Below are 18,127 nucleotides of genomic sequence, written 5' to 3'. Positions count from 1 at the left end.
GGCAAAAATATAATAATTAAGATAAGATTTGATACATTAATTATACAATAGATGATTTTATGAATTCTAATTGGTTCTCTATGAGCAGAAGGTTGACTGCATGTAAATTAAATGTGGTGGTAGCTAGGCGATAAATCTGGTTATTCTCCGCAACGAGGAGAAAGTGGTGTTTTTTAATGTGAATTTACTACGTGCACCGTTGGGGATACACGTAGTATTTATTGTAGGAATGTAGTTTCAAGCGAACCAAATAGGCAAAGGGTATACAAATTAGCATTCACATTTTTTGAACTTTCTTTTATTCAGAGAAGTGGCCCTCCTTGTAGAATAACATCAGATGAAAATTCCTTGAATTTTTCGAAATTTGCCTTAAATGCCTGCGCTAATTCTTTCGCCTGTTTATCATAGGCCTCCTTGTCCTTCCAGGTTTGCCTCGGGTCTAGAATTTCCGATGGCACGTTTGGACATTCCAGTGGCATATGAAATCCAAAAACGCGGTGCTCACTAAATTTAGCATGGTCTAATTTTCCCTCTAGAGCTGCGGTAATCATCGCCCTGGTATAAACTAGCTTCATTCTGGATCCCACTCCGTAAGGCCCCCCAGTCCAACCTGTATTGATTAACCATACATTGGTATTATACTTCTCCATTTTTTCCCCAAACAAAGTAGCATATTTGGCTGGGTGCAGTGGGAGGAATGCTGCTCCAAAACATGCTGAAAATGTCAGTTTTGGTTCCGTGATCCCCATTTCTGTACCAGCTACCTTAGCTGTGTATCCGGAAATGAAATGATACATAGCCTGACTTTTGTCCAACTTGGAAATAGGAGGGATCACTCCAAAAGCATCTGCAGTCAGGAAGAATATATTCTTCGGTATTCCGGCCTTAGATGGCACCAGTGCATTTGGTATATAATCAATAGGGTAGGCCGTTCGGGTATTTTCGGTAATAGACTTATTCGCAAAATCCACTTCTCTGGAATTTAGCTTGAATCGTGTGTTTTCTACAATGGATCCGAATTTTATTGCATTCCAGATTTCGGGTTCTTTCTCTTTGCTTAAATCAATGACTTTGGCATAGCATCCACCTTCGAAGTTGAATATTCCTTCTTCAGTCCAGCCATGCTCATCATCTCCTATTAAATCTCTATTTGGATCCGCCGAAAGGGTGGTTTTCCCTGTTCCTGATAACCCAAAGAAAATAGCCGTATCCCCGGTTGATCCCACATTTGCGGAGCAATGCATAGAAAGGACATTTCGATCATGGGGAAGAATGAAATTTAATACTGAAAAAATACCCTTTTTTATCTCACCTGCATAGGCAGTACCTCCAATCAGAATGATTCGTTCTGTGAGATTGATTATTGCAAAATTTGGGTTTAAGGTGCCATCAGTTTTGGGATCAGCTTCGAAATCCGGAGCACAAATGATGGTAAAGTCATGTTCGAAATCTCGCAATTCAATTTCCGACGGCCTCAAAAACATATTATAGCAGAAGAGATTGTGCCACGCCTTGGTATTGATCACCTTCAACTTGAGTCTGTAATTCGCATCAGCCCCGGCATAGGCATCTCGCACAAAGAGTTCCTTGTCAGCTAAAAATGCTTTCATTTTGTCCATTAGCAAACTGAATTTTCCAGCATCAAATGGAATGTTAATATCTCCCCACCAGACTGAGTCTTTGGTTTTATCGTCCAGGACGATGTATCGGTCTTTGGGGGATCTTCCTGTGAATGTGCCGGTGTCGGCCATCAATGCGCCTGTGGATGTTAGTTTACCTTCCTTGCGCGCTAAAGCAATTTCCACTAGCTCTGCCGGCGGAAGATTGATGTGAACTTTTCTGTTTGTCGTAGTACGGAGAAAAGCAAGGGGGGAGGTCTGGGTAGCCAGATCTAGTTCCTGCATAAATATTTGGGTTTACAATCTGAAAATTGTCTTCACAAAACTACTGAAATACCTTCTAAAAAAAACAAACAAATGTGCTTTATTTTTAATTACAATCGATTGCATTTGAAAAACAGATGTTTATTTGGGAAGCGGTTCGCACTTAGCCGCGTGGGATGCGAAACTATTTCCCCAATGGTGTAATAATTAGGCACAAACCTATAATTCAGCGGCTTTAACTTTGGAAACAAGGCCTAAAAAGGTTTATCATTGCAAAATTGATTTCACCCAAATAAAACTTTCCTTGGAAAAACAACATACTCCTGAATTTGACGGGCCTACTATTTTTGGCCATCCCAAAGGTCTGATGACACTCTTTTTCACAGAAATGTGGGAACGATTCAGCTACTATGGCATGCGGGCATTGCTCATACTATTTATGACCATGACTATCTCTGAAGGTGGTTTGGGCTTTGATGACCAGACTTCCGGAGCTATTTATGGCCTATATACTATGGGCGTTTATCTTTTGGCCTTGCCGGGAGGCTGGCTTGCAGATAGGCTTTTCGGACTGAAAAAATCAGTGTGGTATGGAGGGATTATCATTGCAATAGGTCACTTCACGATGGCTCTTCCGGGAGTAATGGCTTTGTTTACAGGTGATCATTCGATCAAATCCGAATTGAGTACTCTTGATACCTCCTCGTTCTTTTTGGGCTTAATATTAATTGTAGTGGGTACTGGGCTTTTAAAGCCAAATATCAGCTCGATAGTAGGACAGCTTTATCCAAAAGGAAGCACAAAGCGTGATGCAGGTTTTTCTATTTTCTATATGGGAATCAACCTCGGTGGATTTATCGCCCCAATTGCCTGTGGTACCCTTGCAACATATGATATGCACCTTGGTTTTGGGCTTGCAGGGTTAGGGATGGTTTTTGGCCTAATTCAGTATAAACTATCAGGGGGAATATTGGAAGGATACGGAGAACCTCCTTTAGTGGTGACCGAAAAAGAGATTTCAGGTCAAAAGAAGTTGAGATCTTTGGTGACCTATATATGCATTGCCTTGATTGCAATCGTTGGAGTACTCTTCATGGGAGTGATACCAGTCAATGTTTCTACCATTGCAGGGGCTTCGGGTACGATTATCGCTTTGGTAGTTTTCGGTTATCTGGGTTATGTAATAGTTTTTGGAGGACTCAACAAGTCAGACAAAAACAAGGTAGGGGTAATTGCTATTTTATTTCTTTTCACTGCAATGTTCTGGTCTGGTTTTGAGCAGGCTGGATCTACTTTGAATCTGTTTGCAGAACGATTTACAGATCGCACCATCATGGGTTGGGAAATTCCTACCAGTTATTTCCAGTCCGTGAACTCTCTTTTTATCGTCATTTTCGCGCCTGTGTTTGGAGCGCTTTGGGTATGGCTGGGCAGAAGAAACCTTGAACCTAGCTCTCCGCTGAAGTTCACATTTGGTCTTTTATTTCTGGGACTTGGTTTTTTTGTGATGTATTTCGCGACCAAAATCGCAGCGTCAGGCGATCTCGCTGCGCCAACTTGGCTATTGGTTACCTTTATGCTCCATACATTCGGTGAATTGAGTTTATCTCCTGTTGGACTTAGCTTGGTAACCAAATTGGCGCCAAATGGATATACCGGGCAAATGATGGGAATCTGGTTTTTATCAAATGCCCTGGGAAATCTTTTTGCCGGATTGATAGCAGGTGAAGCAAGTGGTGGTACAGAGGAAGCATTGGCCCAAATGCCAGATCAATATATGTTGATCGTTTATACAGTCTTTGGATCTGCCGCAGTGCTATTGCTACTCAAGCCTGTGATAAGGAAAATGATGGATGATGTACACTGAGTAGAGAACTCATTTTATCAGAGTTAAGTAGATATAAGTCGGGGCCTATCTCATAATCCGCTTTTCCTATCAGGCTGAGTCGCCAGACTTTATAAGGTGCGAAAGCCGAAGCCTTTTATTGGGTAAGGAAGGTATGTTTCGTCCACAGCTAGAAAGCTGCTCAATGTGATATTTATGAGTTTTAAGATTGCCTCTTCTACTATAAAAATCATTTGAATCCTCCTGGGAAATTGTCGAATAGGATCAGGGAAGTCTCTCTTCTTTTGCCGAAACCCACGATTTAATCTCTGCAAGCATGCTGTCCAAATCAGATCTAGTATAAACCTTGCCGTCTTTCACCACACCTTCAATACTAAGGGTGGCTGAGATATCTTCCAGAGGATTTTTAGAAAGGACTATAAGATTTGCAGCTTTGCCTTGCTGTACGGAACCAAATTCTCTGAAATTAAAATATCCTGGGCCGTTTATCACCGATGCGATCAATGCTTCCTGTGGAGTCAGGCCATATTCAACCAGTTTTTGAAGCTCCAAATGTATTGCCAAACCAGGGAAATCATAGGTATTAAGATACCCGGCGTCTGTGCCGGCAATGATCTTCATACCTGATTTTTTTACGAGCGGAATGAGATTGGACACTGTTTCAAAAGCTTGCTTTCTGGCTTGTTTAGTGGCTTCATTTTCCCCGGCCATCCGTTGAATTCTCCATTGGTAGCTTTCTTTCAACTGAGGTCCCAAATAATCGAGGATAGTATCATTGGCAAAATCATTTTCGTCCAGATAAGCGATGTTATAACTAATCAAGAGCGTAGGGACTACTGCAGTTCCCTGCTTGGCCAGCTGTTGGAAGTTTTTCAGAGTCACAGCTTCATCAAAAGTATTTGACTGAAGTTCAGCAGCATTAGCACCACTAAGTGTACCTTCCGCCCTTCCTTTGGAAATTTCTGCCTCATGAGGAGTTGTAGCCCTCAGCAGGTAAGAAAGGTGTTCTACTGTCTTTTGTCCTGCTTTGGATACTTGATCAAGTGTCAGCTCAGCTGGAATATGACCTGAAACACTATAGCCCCTTGCAGTTGCCTTTTGTACAGCTTTCAGGAATAGTTGAGGTTCTAGCGTGTTATCAGTGATTTTGATAAAATCTACCTTCAACTTATCCAGGGAATCCAGTGCTTCATCTAATTCATGTTCCGTACCTACTTCAAGGTCTCCGGGCCAAATCGACTCGATTCCTTCCAGTTTTGGTCCTGAAGTCAGAATATCCGGACCAATTCTGTCTCCTGCATTTATTTCATCCCTCCATTTCAGAACTTCAAGGCTGATATCACCAGCTGCATCCCTGACCGTGGTCACTCCAAATGCCAGATAAAGTGGTAAAAGTTGTTCATTTTCATCGATGTATTCCGCCCCTCCAAAATGGACATGGTTATCCCAAAGGCCCGGCATCAGGTAGTTACCATCTATATCCAATTCCCTGGCAGGATGGTATTTTTCCATCATTGATCCATCTCCAACTTCCATGATGGTATCGGCATTTATTATAACAAACCTGCTCTCTGATAGAGTACCCTCTTGAATGTCCAGTATTGTGGCATTTTTAATGACCAGATCCACTTTTGTTTTGGATTGACAGGCTGAAAGTATCAGAACTGCAAGAAAAATATAGTTCCTATTCATCATCAAAATAAACTAGTCTGCACTGTAGTTTTCTTGGTTGCTTGAATAGTTCCTTTTAGCATTTCCTGCATCAGGCGAAGGAAACCAGGCTCCCAGTTTTCGGCGTGTACTTTAAGATCTTTTCCTTCATATTCTATCGGTCCGAGCATTTTCTCATAGCCAATAATCATACTCCAAACGGTGTAGAAAGTAATTTCCGGTTGTAGCTCCGCACGAATACTTCCATCCTTGATCCCTTGGCTTACCATCATAATTCCGATTTTAGCAGGATCATGATGGACTTCGAGTAGCTTCTGAAAATGGGTAGATTCCAGCGTTTTCGGATCAATTGATTTCCTGGTTTCCGGATTGTTATACTTCTTGAGAAGGTCGAGAAAATTGAGAATTGAATCGTAATATACTTGGTTTGTTTTTGCAAAGGCAACAATCCTCACCAGTAGTGAGCACAGCATATCCAATCCTGTTTTTCCTTTGGTCCTATTTGACCATTCGTCCCGAAATTCATCTTTGAATTGATCGAAGGCTTTCTTTGTCAAAGCCATGAAAAGATCTTCCTTATTCTTGTAGTAGAAATAAGTTAGTCCCTTGCTTATTCCTGCTGCTTTGGCCACATCCTCCATTCGGGTGGCTAGATAGCCTTTGGAAGTGAAGAGTGCTACAGCTGAATCTAGAATGAGTTTTTCCTTATTTTTCTCTCCTGCCATGGATTTTAATTAGTTTACTAAAAATAGAATTCAAAGATATTAAACTAGGGTCAAAAATAGGCTTTTGATTTAGGTTTTATTTAGCTGTATTTCATAAAAAAAGGCCTTAGGTATTCCCTAAAGCCCTTTTTAGAGTGAGTATCACGCACTTACTTCACTTCCACGATGTAATAATTTTTCTTTCCTTTTTGGACAAGAAGATATTTGTTTTGAAGAAGAGTCAAGTTTATCTCAGCATTCGGATCCGATAGCTTCTCTTTATTGATGCTTACTCCGCCTCCCTGGATCATTTTTCTGGCCTCGCCTTTTGATGCAAAAACAACCCCTTCGGTAATGTCTCCAAAGAGATCCAAAACAGAATTCAATCCTGAATAGTCCTCTTGGCTAATCTGCACCTGGGGAACTCCTTCAAAAACCTGTAAGAAAGTGCGCTCATCCAGGGCAGCCAAATCTTCCGTGGATGACTTGCCGAATAATATCTCTGAAGCCTTCACAGCCATGTCAAAATCAGATTCACTATGAACCATGATGGTGATTTGCTTGGCTATTTCTTTTTGCAATATCCGTAGGTGAGGAGCTTCGGCATGCTCGGATTCAAGCTTTTCAATTATCTCCTGATCCAAAACGGTAAAGATTCTGATGTATTTCGCAGCATCTTCATCAGACACATTTAGCCAAAACTGATAGAATGCATAGGGAGAGGTTTTCTCAGGATCCAGCCATACAGAACCGCCTTCGGTTTTACCGAACTTGCTTCCGTCTGCCTTAGTGATCAGGGGAACAGTCAAGGCATAAGCACTTCCTCCGCCTATTTTTCGGATCAATTCGGTGCCTGTTACGATATTCCCCCATTGATCTGATCCACCCAGCTGAATAGAGCAGTTTTTATTTTTCCACAGATGATAAAAATCGTAACCCTGGATCAACTGATACGTGAATTCTGTGAATGAAAGGCCATTTCCGTCTTCAAGTCGTCTTTTTACAGAATCCTTGGACATCATGTAATTCACAGTGATATGTTTACCTATATCGCGGATAAAGTCCAAAAAGCTGAATTGAGACATCCAGTCGTAGTTATTCACCAGCTCGGCTTTATTGGAAGTAGAACCGGAAAAATCCAAAAACTTCGCAAGCTGGCCTTGAATGCAAGCTACATTATGATCCAGGGTAACTTTATCCAAGAGATTTCTCTCCGCGGATTTGAAGGAAGGATCTCCTATCATCCCGGTAGCACCGCCTACCAGGGCAAATGGCTTATGCCCTGCACGCTGGAAATGCAATAAGGTCATCACACCTACTAAGTGACCGATATGTAGGGAATCTGCCGTAGGGTCAAACCCCAGATATGCCGAAGCCATGCCTTTAGTCAGGTGTTCTTCGATTTCGGGGGTCATATCCTGAAGCATGCCTCTCCAGCGTAATTCTTCTATAAATGAGTTCATCCTATGAGTTGATTTTTCGAGGTGCAAATATAGCCTTGTATACTCAAGGAATGAAGGAAAGCTTTGATACATTATTGGATTTTAATCCTAAGTATGCTCAATAGCACCGATCAAATAAAGCCAGGTAATTCAAATTTATTTTTTGATTAATTTGAAACACTAAATCCAACTTTATGGCTAAAAGATTAACGGTTTTTGCATTGCTCGTCTGCTTTTTACCGGGCAATTTCACAATAGCTCAAGAAGCTCCTAAATGGATGCGATATCCGGCTATTTCTCCTGATGGAACCCACATTGCCTTTACCTACAAAGGTGATCTTTATTTGGTACCAAGCTCAGGAGGAACTGCCAGACAGATTACTTTTCACGAGGCGCATGATTATCAGGCTGTATGGAGTCATGACGGAAAAACCATCGCTTTCGCCTCTGATCGCTACGGTAACTTTGATGTATTTACCATGAGCCCGGAAGGTGGTCCTGCCACAAGACTTACATTTCATTCGAATGATGAACAGCCATTTGAATTCTCTGCCGACGACCGATCGGTGATATTTGGGGCCCAGCGGATGGATATAGCTGAGCACAGGCAATATCCTACCGGTTCACAGCCTGAACTGTATTCAGTTCCTAGAAAAGGTGGAAGGATAGATCAGCTCCTGACTATTCCTGCTGAATATGCAAAAGTCAGCAAGGACGGAAGCAAGATGATCTATCACGACAAAAAGGGAGGTGAAAATGAGTGGCGTAAGCACCATCAATCTAGTATTGCCAGAGATATTTGGCTGTACGATACCCAAGCCGATACCCATAAAATGCTGACAACCTTCTACGGAGAGGATAGAAATCCCGTCTTTTCACCTGACGAATCGGAGATCTATTACCTGAGTGAGGCCAATGGAAGTTTCAATGTCTTTGCAAGGAATATTGCCGATTCTTCGCAAACAGAGGCACTCACTACATTGGAGAATTTCCCAGTCCGTTTTCTGAGTATTTCCGATGATGGATTGATGAGCTTTGGATACGATGGAGAACTCTATACGCTCCGCAAAGGGGAAACTCCAAAGAAGCTTTCAGTTTCAGTTAAGACACAAGCTATCAGCAACTCTGATAATTACATTTCCATCAATGGCGGTGTAAAGGAAATGTCCATTTCCCCTAATGGGAAAGAGATTGCTTTCGTGGCCAGAGGAGAGGTTTTCGTAACTTCTGTGGACGGTTCACTAACTAAAAGAATCACAAATACTCCAGAGCAAGAGCGCTTTGTGGAATTTGCTCCAGACGGAAAATCACTCGTCTATGCAAGTGAAAGAGATGGCAAATGGCAGATTTTTCAAAGTATAAAAGTAAGGGAGGAAGAGCCTTTCTTCTTTGCTGCCACATTATTGAAGGAGAAACCCCTTGTAAAGACAGAAGGAGAGGCATACCTACCCAGATTTTCCCCTGATGGAAAAAAACTGGCTTTTGTAGAAGACAGAAGAACGCTAAAAGTGTTGGATCTGGCATCCGGGGAAACTGTTACGCTCATGACTCCTGATGAGCTTTTTCATATGCGTGACGGAGATCAATATTTCACCTGGGCTCCGGATAGCAAGTGGCTTCTGGCAACTTACAGACCTACAATGGCTAATTCCGAAGTCGTGCTCTTGGATGCTTCCGGAAAGCAGAAGATGAAAAACCTTACCAAAAGCGGATATGGAGATGAAAACGCAATGTGGGTGAACGAGGGGAAGCAAATGCTGTGGTTTTCCAACCGTGATGGTCTGCGGAGTTATGCTACCAGTGGGCAAAGTCAGCATGATGTATATACCCTCTTTTTTGATAAGGCTGCCTGGGAAAAATTCACCCTGTCCAAAGAGGACTTTGACTTGATGAAGGAAATCGAAAAAGTCAATAAGAAGGAAGAGAAAGACGATAAATCAAATGATGATAAAGAGAAAGATAAAGATAAAAAAATTGAGGATTTGAAGTTTGAGTGGGAGGGAATAGAAGATCGTAAAGCTAAATTGACTATACATTCTTCTTCACTGGGAGATGCTGTTTTGTCAAAAGATGGAGATAAACTTTATTATTTGGCAGCATTTGAGAAGGGAATGAATTTATGGAGTACAGATCTTAGAACCAAGGAGACAAAGCAGGAACTCAGTTTGGATGCCAGTTATGCCAATTTGACTTGGGACAAGGAGCAAAAAAATCTTTACCTTCTTAGCAATGGAAGCATATCCAAGATCAATCCTGAGGGAATGAAAAAAGAAGTGATTAAGATTTCGGGTGAAATGACCTATGATAAGGAAGCAGAAATGGCTTATATGTTTGAACACGTATGGCTCCGAACCAAAGGCATATTCTATACCCCGGATATGCATGGAGTTGACTGGGATTCTTCCAGGGTTGATTATGAAAAGTATCTTCCATCCATCGGCAATAGCTACGAGTTTTCTGAAATGATCTCAGAGATGATAGGTGAATTGAATGTATCGCATGCCGGGTCCAGGTACTCAAGAACTGTGGATATGGCTGATGCGACAGCAGCATTGGGTATATTTTGGGATTATAAATATCAAGGAGACGGCATTAAAATCACTGAGGTCATTAAAGGAGGACCTTTGGATAAAACAGGTTTGGACATCAAAAAGGGAATGATTATCGAGAAAATAGATGGTCAGACTCTAACCCCTGAAAGTGATATAGCAAAGTTCCTCAACAGAAAAGCGGATACCTACACTTTGCTTGAACTGATAAATCCAGAATCAGACCAGAGAAAACAAGTGACGGTCAAGCCGATTTCACTCAGAACTGAAAATCAATTATTGTATAAGCGTTGGGTAAAAATGAATCAAGCTGAGGTAGACAGCCTGAGCGATGGAAAGCTTGGCTATGTGCACATTCCCGGCATGAGTGATGGTCCCTATAGAAACGTGTATGAGGAGATGATGGGCAAATACCACGATAGTGAGGCCGTAATTGTAGACACCAGGTTCAATGGAGGGGGGGATTTAGTAGCCGACTTGGCTATGTTCTTTACTGGGGAGAAATTTTTGACTTACGCTACTGAGTCGAGGGAAGTGGGTTATGAACCTACAGCTCGATGGACTAAGCCAACACTTGCGATGTTCAATGAAGCCAATTATTCTGATGGCCATTGCTTCGCCTGCGGGTACACTGATTTAGCTATTGGAAAGACAGTGGGAATGCCTACGCCGGGCACCTGCTCGTTTGCCGGATGGGAGGCTTTGCCAGATGGATCACGCTGGGGAGCCGTGCCTATATCCGCTAAGAATAAATCAGGGGAGTGGCTGGAGAACAATGAGACAAGACCTCAATTTGAAGTAAAAAACATGCCAGGTAAAATCGATCAAGGTGAAGATCAGCAACTTCAAAAAGCAGTAGAAGAATTGTTAAAGGAGATAGATTGAAAAATAAAGAAACAGAAAAACCCGGTAGCATTACCGGGTTTCTTTGTTCTTCCGTACTTTTTCAAAAATGATTATTGATACGACTTTGTATTCAGTGTTTCATCATTTTTGAAAAAATCAGTGAGTTTTCCGAACGAATTTTCGAAATAACCATCCAGCATTTTCTTTATAATGAATGAACGATATTCATCTTTCGATACTATTGGAAAGTACTCATGGCTTTTACCGTAAGATTTGTGACTTACAAATCCTTTTCGCTCCAAAATCCTAACAATCGTTGACACAGTGTTGTACGCGGGTTTTGGTTCGGTCATAGGAGTAAGGATATCTTTCACGAACCCTCGTTCGATATCCCAGAGAATCTGCATGATCTCCTCTTCTGCTCTTGTTAATGGTTTCATAAATAAGGCGTTAAGTTTTAATTGCAAGAAAATTATTCGTTTAGTTTCACAATTGCAAAGAAAATCACCTTTACTTTTAATATTTTTTAACCAAAGAGATGTGACGTTCGTATCCTAATTTATCAAGTTCAATAAAAATGGCCTCATTTTGAGGCCATTAAGTTATGCAGGTCTTAGCTTGATTATCCGTGTGAGATGCAGCAGTTTTACAATTGGATAAGTGGGATCAAACTCGTACCACTTAACAGCAAAATTAGGTCTATTTGGTAGTTTGTGGTGATTGTTTTGGAACAGTTCTCCTAGCATTAAAACATCTAGTAAAAGACTGTTTTTCGACTGATCGTTGTTGTCAAAATTTGCATAGCCATATTTGTGCCCGCTCCAGTTTACAATAGCTCCGTGTACAGGCCCCATGAGGAAGTGAATAGGCAGAAGGAAATACATCCACCAATGTGTACCTGGCATATCAAAGACCGAAATACAAAGTATATAGATGGCAACGTACAGTAATCCCCAGCTTACTCTTACAAGCATGGTGTCCGCAAATTTGTCAAATTTGGTCCAATCAGGAATATCCTTAGAGAATCTCTCTTCGGGTTTCAGACGAAAAGAAAAATATTCATTGTAAATATTCTTTGTCTTCCACATCATGGTAAACAAATTCTCGGTGTGATGGGGACTATGGGGATCTTTTGGGGTATCGCTATAGGCATGGTGCATTCTGTGTAGAATGGCATAGGCTCTAGGGGACAAATAGGAACTTCCCTGCCACATCCATGTAAAGAAATAGAAGAATTTTTCCCAATATTTGTTCATATAGAACATCTGGTGGGCAGCGTACCGGTGTAGGAAGAAACTTTGGCAGAACAAGGAGAAATACCAATGCAACAAGAAGAAGATGATTATTATCACTCAGCGTAGAATTTATGTTAAGGCTGCAAATATACTACAACGCAAAACAAGTAACGAATTTCCAGTCTGTTCCATTCATTTTTAGGACATGATATTTGTCAACTTTTGAGGAATATTAACTTAAAGCTGTAAATTTATTTTTATGGAAAAGACTACTAAACCCTTCAATTTTCTAGTTAAAATCTTTCTAGGCGGGATAGCCGTGCTTATTGCAGAATTTTTTCTGTCAGGTATTCATATTGATACCGTTATGACGGGATTTTTATTGGCAGCGGTCATTATTTTGATAAACATTACGCTAAAACCTTTGTTGATATTGTTGACTTTTCCTATCACTGTACTGACTCTCGGTCTGTTTTTGCTGGTAATTAATGCGCTCATGATCATGCTGGCTGATCGCATTATCCCTGGTTTTGAGGTTGATGGTTTTTGGTGGGCAATTTTGTTCGCAATAGTTGTGAGCCTAATTAATTCACTTTTTGGAAATGATTTGAACCTTACTAAATAAAAATAATAGTATAAATCACTGAAAATCAGAAGGAAAAGTTAAATTTAATAAAAAGCCCAAAAACCTGAATGAAACTGCTTTAACGGAATAGCTTTGCCGGCGGCTTTACTATTTTAGCCGTTACAGGTTTTGTGAATTTTAAAAGGGACAATCTGGTATTCTTTAGGGTAATCCAGGAGATTAATAGAGGTTTCTACTTCTTTTTCAGCTATTTACAATCCTTAGAATTACTCAATTTTATAGCAAATTTTTCATTGGACTTAGTGGATTTAATTAAATTCGATTAAATTTTAATGTTATATTACTATAGGATTTAGTACTATTGAATTGCTAATCACTTAAAATATATATTCTTTAAATATTTGACCCATGGCAATCTCAAATCCAGGTTTTGATCCTCAGCGCATTGCGGAGCTAAAGGAAGAGTTAGGAAAGCTCAAGAAAACGTTTAAAATCATTCCAGATGAAGAAAACTCGGACGAGTTTGTGAATTTCTATTTCATAGGAATATTTCAAGGTAAAGAGGTGATTTACGATGCTGCGCTTTATACCCTTAGATTACATCATTCTAGTGAAGTGTATGAACTAGCTGAGCACAAGGCTGCTCAGAAATTCCCGAATTTCAAAGGTATATCCTATGAAGAGGATGAAAATGGTAATTTAAAACCGTTGACTAGTGAGGAGGAAGAGATAGGATGGTTTATCACCGAGATCATCATGGAAATAGAAGAAGAAGAAAGTGTGAAAGTACAAGAATTCGTGGACGTGGATACCCACCATGATTTTGGGATCGGAGTGGATGCTGCCTTAAATGTGGATCATATCGACGACATCGTGATTTCAAACTTTATTAAAGAATTTAATGAAGATACGTTGGAACTTGATGATACCATGTATACATTTCAATCTGAAGAAGAGGAAGATTAAGCATTAACCTATCCTGGATTAGAAAAAATACTAACGCTTGCTCAACACAAGCGTTTTTTTATGTTAAAAATCGCCTATTCACCTATTTATATGCATCCCTTGCCGGACGGCCATAGATTTCCGATGGAGAAATACGAATTGCTTCCCGGCCAACTGCTGCATGAAGGAATTGTAAAACAGGAGAACTTTTTTGAACCCGAAAAGCTGGATGAGAAGTGGATTTTGAACACGCATACCCTGGAATACTGGAATAAACTCAAGCATTTGACTTTATCCAAAGCTGAAATTCGGGCTACAGGCTTTCCGCTATCAAGGCAATTGGTGCGCCGGGAAATCGTCATTCTAAGTGGGTCGGTGCAAGCTGCCGAATATGCCTTACTGCATGGAATAGCAATGAATATTGCAGGAGGTACGCATCATGCTTTTGCTGACCGGGGTGAAGGGTTTTGTCTGCTAAATGATATCGCTGTCACGGCTAATTATTTAATTGATAAGCAATTGTGCAAGAATGTTCTGGTGATTGACTTAGACGTTCATCAAGGGAATGGAACTGCAAGTATATTTACTGCTAATCCAGCTGTTTTTACATTTAGCATGCATGGGGAGAAGAATTATCCTATCCGCAAGGAAGTGTCTGATCTTGATTGTGCTTTAGCAGATAGGACAGGAGATGTTGAATATCTCAGGATTCTTCAATCTCAACTGGAAAATATAGTAAAGGTTTTTTTGCCTGACTTTATTATTTATCAAGCGGGGGTAGATATACTGGAAAGTGACAAATTAGGAAGGTTGGCAATGACTGTAGAAGGAGTGCGAAATCGTGACGCTATCGTTTTAAATCTGGCAAAATCACTCAATACGCCCATTATGTGCTGTATGGGGGGAGGATATTCTTCCAAAGTAGCTAAAATAGTAGAAGCTCATACCCAAGTTTATAGGCTGGCCCAAGAGTTATATTTCTAGGCGGCTAATGTCAAATTTGACTATAGACCTTATGTCAATTCTTGTAAAATCAATACTTTCTTTATATTTGCGCCCTTGTAATCAATAACATGAACAAAGTGAAAAGAGGACTAAAACTAATCGGTGCATTGAGCCTTGCTACAGTGCTTTTATACAGCTGTGATAAAGCTGGAACTTCTACTACAAGTGGAGAAACTGTTTCAAAAGAGGTTAAACAAGGCGATTTGAAGATTGCTTTTGTCTATACCGATAGCGTGATCAATAAATACGATTACTTCAAGACTAAGTCAGAGGAGCTTACAGAGAAAGGAAAGAAATTTGAAGGTGACCTTCAGAGCAGGGCTAAAGGATTTGAGCAGGAGATCCAGACTTTTCAACAGACTGGTGGCAATATGACGCAAAATCAGGCAAGGGCTAAGCAAGAGGAATTGGCTAAAAAAGAGCAAAACCTAATGACTTACCGTGACAATTTGATGCAAGAATTATCATCTGACGAAGCGGCTTTGTATAGTGAAGTATACGACAGAGTCCAGAAATACCTGAAAGGCTATGCTGAAGAAAATGATATAGATGTGATCTTAAGTTATACCAGAGGTGGTGGGGTATGGCATGCAAATGATGCACTTGATCTTACAAACGCTGTTTTGGAAGGATTAAATAAAGAGTATCTTGCTGCACCTGCAGACACGGCAAAATAAGCCTGAAAACTTGTTCTAGTTTGTGAAACCCGGCCTTAGCTGGGTTTTTTTGTGGGAAAATTTGGGTAATTTTAGCGTTCCAACGAAAATTTATAGAATGAAAATCACTGAATTTTTAAAGCATAATTACCGTCACTTCAATGCTGCTGCTTTGATTGATGCTGCTGAAGGTTATAAAAGCCATTTGGATAATGGAGGCAAGATGATGGTTACCTTAGCCGGGGCCATGTCCACGGCTGAGCTGGGTATCTCTCTTGCAGAAATGATCCGCCAGGACAAGATCCAAATCATCACCTGTACCGGGGCCAATTTGGAAGAGGATGTATTCAATTTGGTCGCACATGATTATTATGAGCGTATTCCAAATTACCGCGAACTCACTCCGGCTCAAGAGCAAGATTTAGTGGAGCGGCACATGAATCGTGTAACTGATACCTGTATTCCGGAAATGGAGGCGATGCGAAGAATTGAGAATGTGATCCTGGAAGAATGGGTGAAGGCTGATCAGTCCGGCGAAGCGTTTTTTCCACATGAGTTTTTCTATAAAATCTTGCTTTCGGGTAAGTTGGAAGATTCTTATCAGATCGATCCAAAGAACAGCTGGTTGCTTGAAGCGGCCAAAAAGAACATCCCTATTATCGTACCCGGCTGGGAGGATTCTACCTTGGGAAATATGTTTGCAGGTCACGTCATCTCCGGTGATGTGAAGAATGTACACACTGTCCGTAGCGGGATTGAATACATGATGTACCTTGCAGAATGGTACACAAACACAGCTACTGATGAAAGTACTATCGGATTTTTCCAGATTGGCGGGGGAATTGCAGGAGACTTCCCTATATGCGTGGTGCCGATGTTGCATCAGGATTTACAACGGGAAAATGTGCCTCTTTGGGGCTACTTCTGCCAAATCTCTGATTCGACCACTTCTTATGGTTCGTATTCTGGAGCTGTACCAAATGAAAAAATTACTTGGGGAAAGCTAGGGATCGATACTCCGAAGTTTATTATTGAGTCTGATGCAACGATCGTAGCACCTTTGGTATTTGCCATTGTGCTTGATCAATAAACTATGAGAAAATTCAATAACGTATTAATTAGAGCAAGTGGCGCAATGCTACTTGCTTTTTGCTTTTCATTCAACCTCCAAGCTCAAAAAGTTGTTTCACTTTCCGGAGCCAATAGCCCACAGGATGATATGAATCCTGTTTGGATTGGAGACAACACCTTGCTGTTCACACGGGCTTTTCATCCGGACAATATCGGAGGAGTTACAGATCCCGGTGATATTTGGATGACAAAGAAGTCTGACTCCGGAGAGTGGCAAGAAGCTGTACATCGTGCCGATTTAAGTACCGACGGATATGATTTCTCCCTTGGACTGGAAGATTTACTTACGCTATTGGTATATCATACCGGGGGGGAAAGATTCGGGATTTATCAATACTCAAAATTCGGCACAGATTGGAATTTTCTTCGTCAGGTGACTATCCCTGGGCTGGAAGGGCTTTCGGGACAGGTTACCGGTAGAGTAGCCTCTGGCGGTAAGGTGATTTTTCTTTCAGGAAAAGCCAAAGATTCCAAAGGAAACGAAGACATCTACATAAGTGAAAAACTCGGGCCGATTGAATGGTCAACTCCGGTCAATCTTGGTTCTGCCATAAATACAATGGGACAGGAGATGAGTCCTTACTATGATACTGAGTCTGGTAAACTGTACTTCTCTTCCAATATGCATGAGGATGCAGAGGGAAAAGATATTTTCATAGCAAAGCGTATGGGGACTGATTGGGTTAATTGGAGTAAGCCAGTGATTTGGAAGCAGCTAAGTTCTGCTGGATCAGATGTGTCAGTTACATTCATAACCAAGGAGGAAGTAGTTTGGACAAGTACACAGAACAGTGATGGTTTTGCAGATTTGTTGACTTTCGAAACAGTTGTTCCGCTGGTGATTCCCGAGGAGTTTACTGTAGCTGCCCCTGAGCCATTTGTCCCGGATGCAAAACAGGAAGAAGCAAATAAAGTGTTAGTAGTTCCTATTTACCCTGCAACTTCAGTAGGTTTTCCTGAAGTGAAAGTTGTAGAGGATAAAACTAAAAAAGAAGAAAACCCCATAAGGTGGGTTGTCGTAGATGCAAAAAATAAAGCATTAGTACCATTCTTTCTCAGTTGGAAAACCGGGGACAACGCAGTCTCTAAAACGGTGGCTGATTCATTAAAACTTTCTGAATTGGTAGATTCACAAGTAAAAGAACTTAAGGTAAATGCTGAAGGCTATTTCCCTGAGACAGTTTTGCGCAGTGATATAAAAATAGGTGAACCGACAGTAGTGCTGATGACAAAAGCAGAATCTGGAAGCATCGTATTATTGGATAATGTGAGTTTCAAACGCGGAACTGCTGAATTGGAGGGTGAGCAGACAAAGATGTCTTTGGTAGAATTGTCGGAATTTCTTTTAGAAAACCCTGAAATGAAGCTAAGAATCCATGGTCATACGGATAGTGCAGGCGATCCTGGCTTGAACAAGGCGCTATCATTGGAAAGAGCCGGCAGTGTAAGAGATTTCTTAATCGAGCAAGGGGTTCCTTTTGAGAGTCTGAGAATTTCAGGCTGGGGTGGCACTAGACCACGTGCTTCCAACGCCACCGAAGCAGGAAGATCAAAAAACAGAAGAGTAGAATTGGAAGTAGAACGTTAGGAGTATTCATTTGCAGTTTTCAGACCAACTCGAATAATTG

General features: G+C 41.0%; 14 protein-coding genes. 8 read left to right on the top strand and 6 right to left on the bottom strand.

Annotated elements, in window-relative coordinates; genetic code table 11:
* Window positions 1-302 precede the first annotated feature (302 nt).
* Entirely contained in the window at window positions 303-1,904 is a 1,602-nt protein-coding gene (gene pckA, locus AS141_RS04960) for a phosphoenolpyruvate carboxykinase (ATP) (RefSeq protein WP_057936520.1), read from the bottom strand.
* Window positions 1,905-2,250: 346 nt separating this feature from the next.
* On the opposite strand from pckA, the gene AS141_RS04955 reads away from it, so the two are divergent.
* Window positions 2,251-3,750: a peptide MFS transporter gene (locus AS141_RS04955; RefSeq protein ID WP_232424834.1), complete on the top strand. Its 1,500-nt coding sequence runs from the start codon at window positions 2,251-2,253 to the stop codon at window positions 3,748-3,750.
* A 243-nt stretch (window positions 3,751-3,993) separates the two neighbouring features.
* Here the strand turns inward: AS141_RS04955 and AS141_RS04950 are convergent, their stop codons facing one another.
* From AS141_RS04950 to tyrS, 3 genes are all read right to left on the bottom strand, one after another.
* Complete coding sequence (locus AS141_RS04950) at window positions 3,994-5,424, bottom strand: amidohydrolase family protein (protein ID WP_232424821.1); 1,431 nt, start codon at window positions 5,422-5,424, stop codon at window positions 3,994-3,996.
* On the bottom strand, window positions 5,424-6,125 hold the full coding sequence (locus tag AS141_RS04945; RefSeq protein WP_057936518.1) for a TetR/AcrR family transcriptional regulator: 702 nt from the start codon (window positions 6,123-6,125) through the stop codon (window positions 5,424-5,426). Before AS141_RS04945 ends, AS141_RS04950 begins: the two co-directional genes overlap by 1 nt.
* A 149-nt stretch (window positions 6,126-6,274) precedes the next feature.
* Window positions 6,275-7,567 (bottom strand): tyrosine--tRNA ligase, encoded by a 1,293-nt coding sequence (tyrS, locus tag AS141_RS04940; protein ID WP_057936517.1) that lies wholly within the window; start codon window positions 7,565-7,567, stop codon window positions 6,275-6,277.
* 173 nt (window positions 7,568-7,740) lie between these two features.
* On the opposite strand from tyrS, the gene AS141_RS04935 reads away from it, so the two are divergent.
* The gene (locus AS141_RS04935) at window positions 7,741-10,980 is read left to right on the top strand and encodes a S41 family peptidase (RefSeq protein WP_057936516.1); all 3,240 of its coding nucleotides are present in this window, start codon (window positions 7,741-7,743) and stop codon (window positions 10,978-10,980) included.
* Window positions 10,981-11,051: 71 nt separating this feature from the next.
* Here AS141_RS04935 and AS141_RS04930 read toward each other — a convergent pair whose 3' ends face one another.
* On the bottom strand, window positions 11,052-11,381 hold the full coding sequence (locus AS141_RS04930) for a BlaI/MecI/CopY family transcriptional regulator (RefSeq protein ID WP_057936515.1): 330 nt from the start codon (window positions 11,379-11,381) through the stop codon (window positions 11,052-11,054).
* A 162-nt stretch (window positions 11,382-11,543) separates the two neighbouring features.
* Window positions 11,544-12,293: an acyl-CoA desaturase gene (locus tag AS141_RS04925; RefSeq protein ID WP_057936514.1), complete on the bottom strand. Its 750-nt coding sequence runs from the start codon at window positions 12,291-12,293 to the stop codon at window positions 11,544-11,546.
* Between the two features lie 142 nt (window positions 12,294-12,435).
* On the opposite strand from AS141_RS04925, the gene AS141_RS04920 reads away from it, so the two are divergent.
* The 6 genes from AS141_RS04920 (at window position 12,436) to AS141_RS04895 (ending at window position 18,087) form a co-directional block, all read left to right on the top strand.
* Window positions 12,436-12,801, top strand: coding sequence for a phage holin family protein (locus tag AS141_RS04920; protein WP_057936513.1), 366 nt, complete (start codon window positions 12,436-12,438; stop codon window positions 12,799-12,801).
* A gap of 369 nt (window positions 12,802-13,170) precedes the next feature.
* Window positions 13,171-13,728 (top strand): hypothetical protein, encoded by a 558-nt coding sequence (locus AS141_RS04915; RefSeq protein ID WP_057936512.1) that lies wholly within the window; start codon window positions 13,171-13,173, stop codon window positions 13,726-13,728.
* Between the two features lie 60 nt (window positions 13,729-13,788).
* Window positions 13,789-14,691: a histone deacetylase family protein gene (locus tag AS141_RS04910; RefSeq protein ID WP_057936511.1), complete on the top strand. Its 903-nt coding sequence runs from the start codon at window positions 13,789-13,791 to the stop codon at window positions 14,689-14,691.
* A gap of 89 nt (window positions 14,692-14,780) precedes the next feature.
* Window positions 14,781-15,389, top strand: coding sequence for an OmpH family outer membrane protein (locus tag AS141_RS04905; protein WP_082632181.1), 609 nt, complete (start codon window positions 14,781-14,783; stop codon window positions 15,387-15,389).
* 97 nt (window positions 15,390-15,486) lie between these two features.
* A complete protein-coding gene (locus AS141_RS04900; RefSeq protein ID WP_057936510.1) occupies window positions 15,487-16,458 on the top strand; it encodes a deoxyhypusine synthase family protein in 972 nt (323 codons plus the stop codon).
* A gap of 3 nt (window positions 16,459-16,461) precedes the next feature.
* Window positions 16,462-18,087, top strand: coding sequence for an OmpA family protein (locus tag AS141_RS04895; RefSeq protein ID WP_057936509.1), 1,626 nt, complete (start codon window positions 16,462-16,464; stop codon window positions 18,085-18,087).
* Window positions 18,088-18,127: the final 40 nt, after the last annotated feature.

Origin of the sequence: Algoriphagus resistens (assembly GCF_001442615.1) — a bacterium.
GTDB classification, from domain to species: domain Bacteria; phylum Bacteroidota; class Bacteroidia; order Cytophagales; family Cyclobacteriaceae; genus Algoriphagus; species Algoriphagus resistens.
This window is presented reverse-complemented; position numbering and strand designations above follow the sequence as displayed.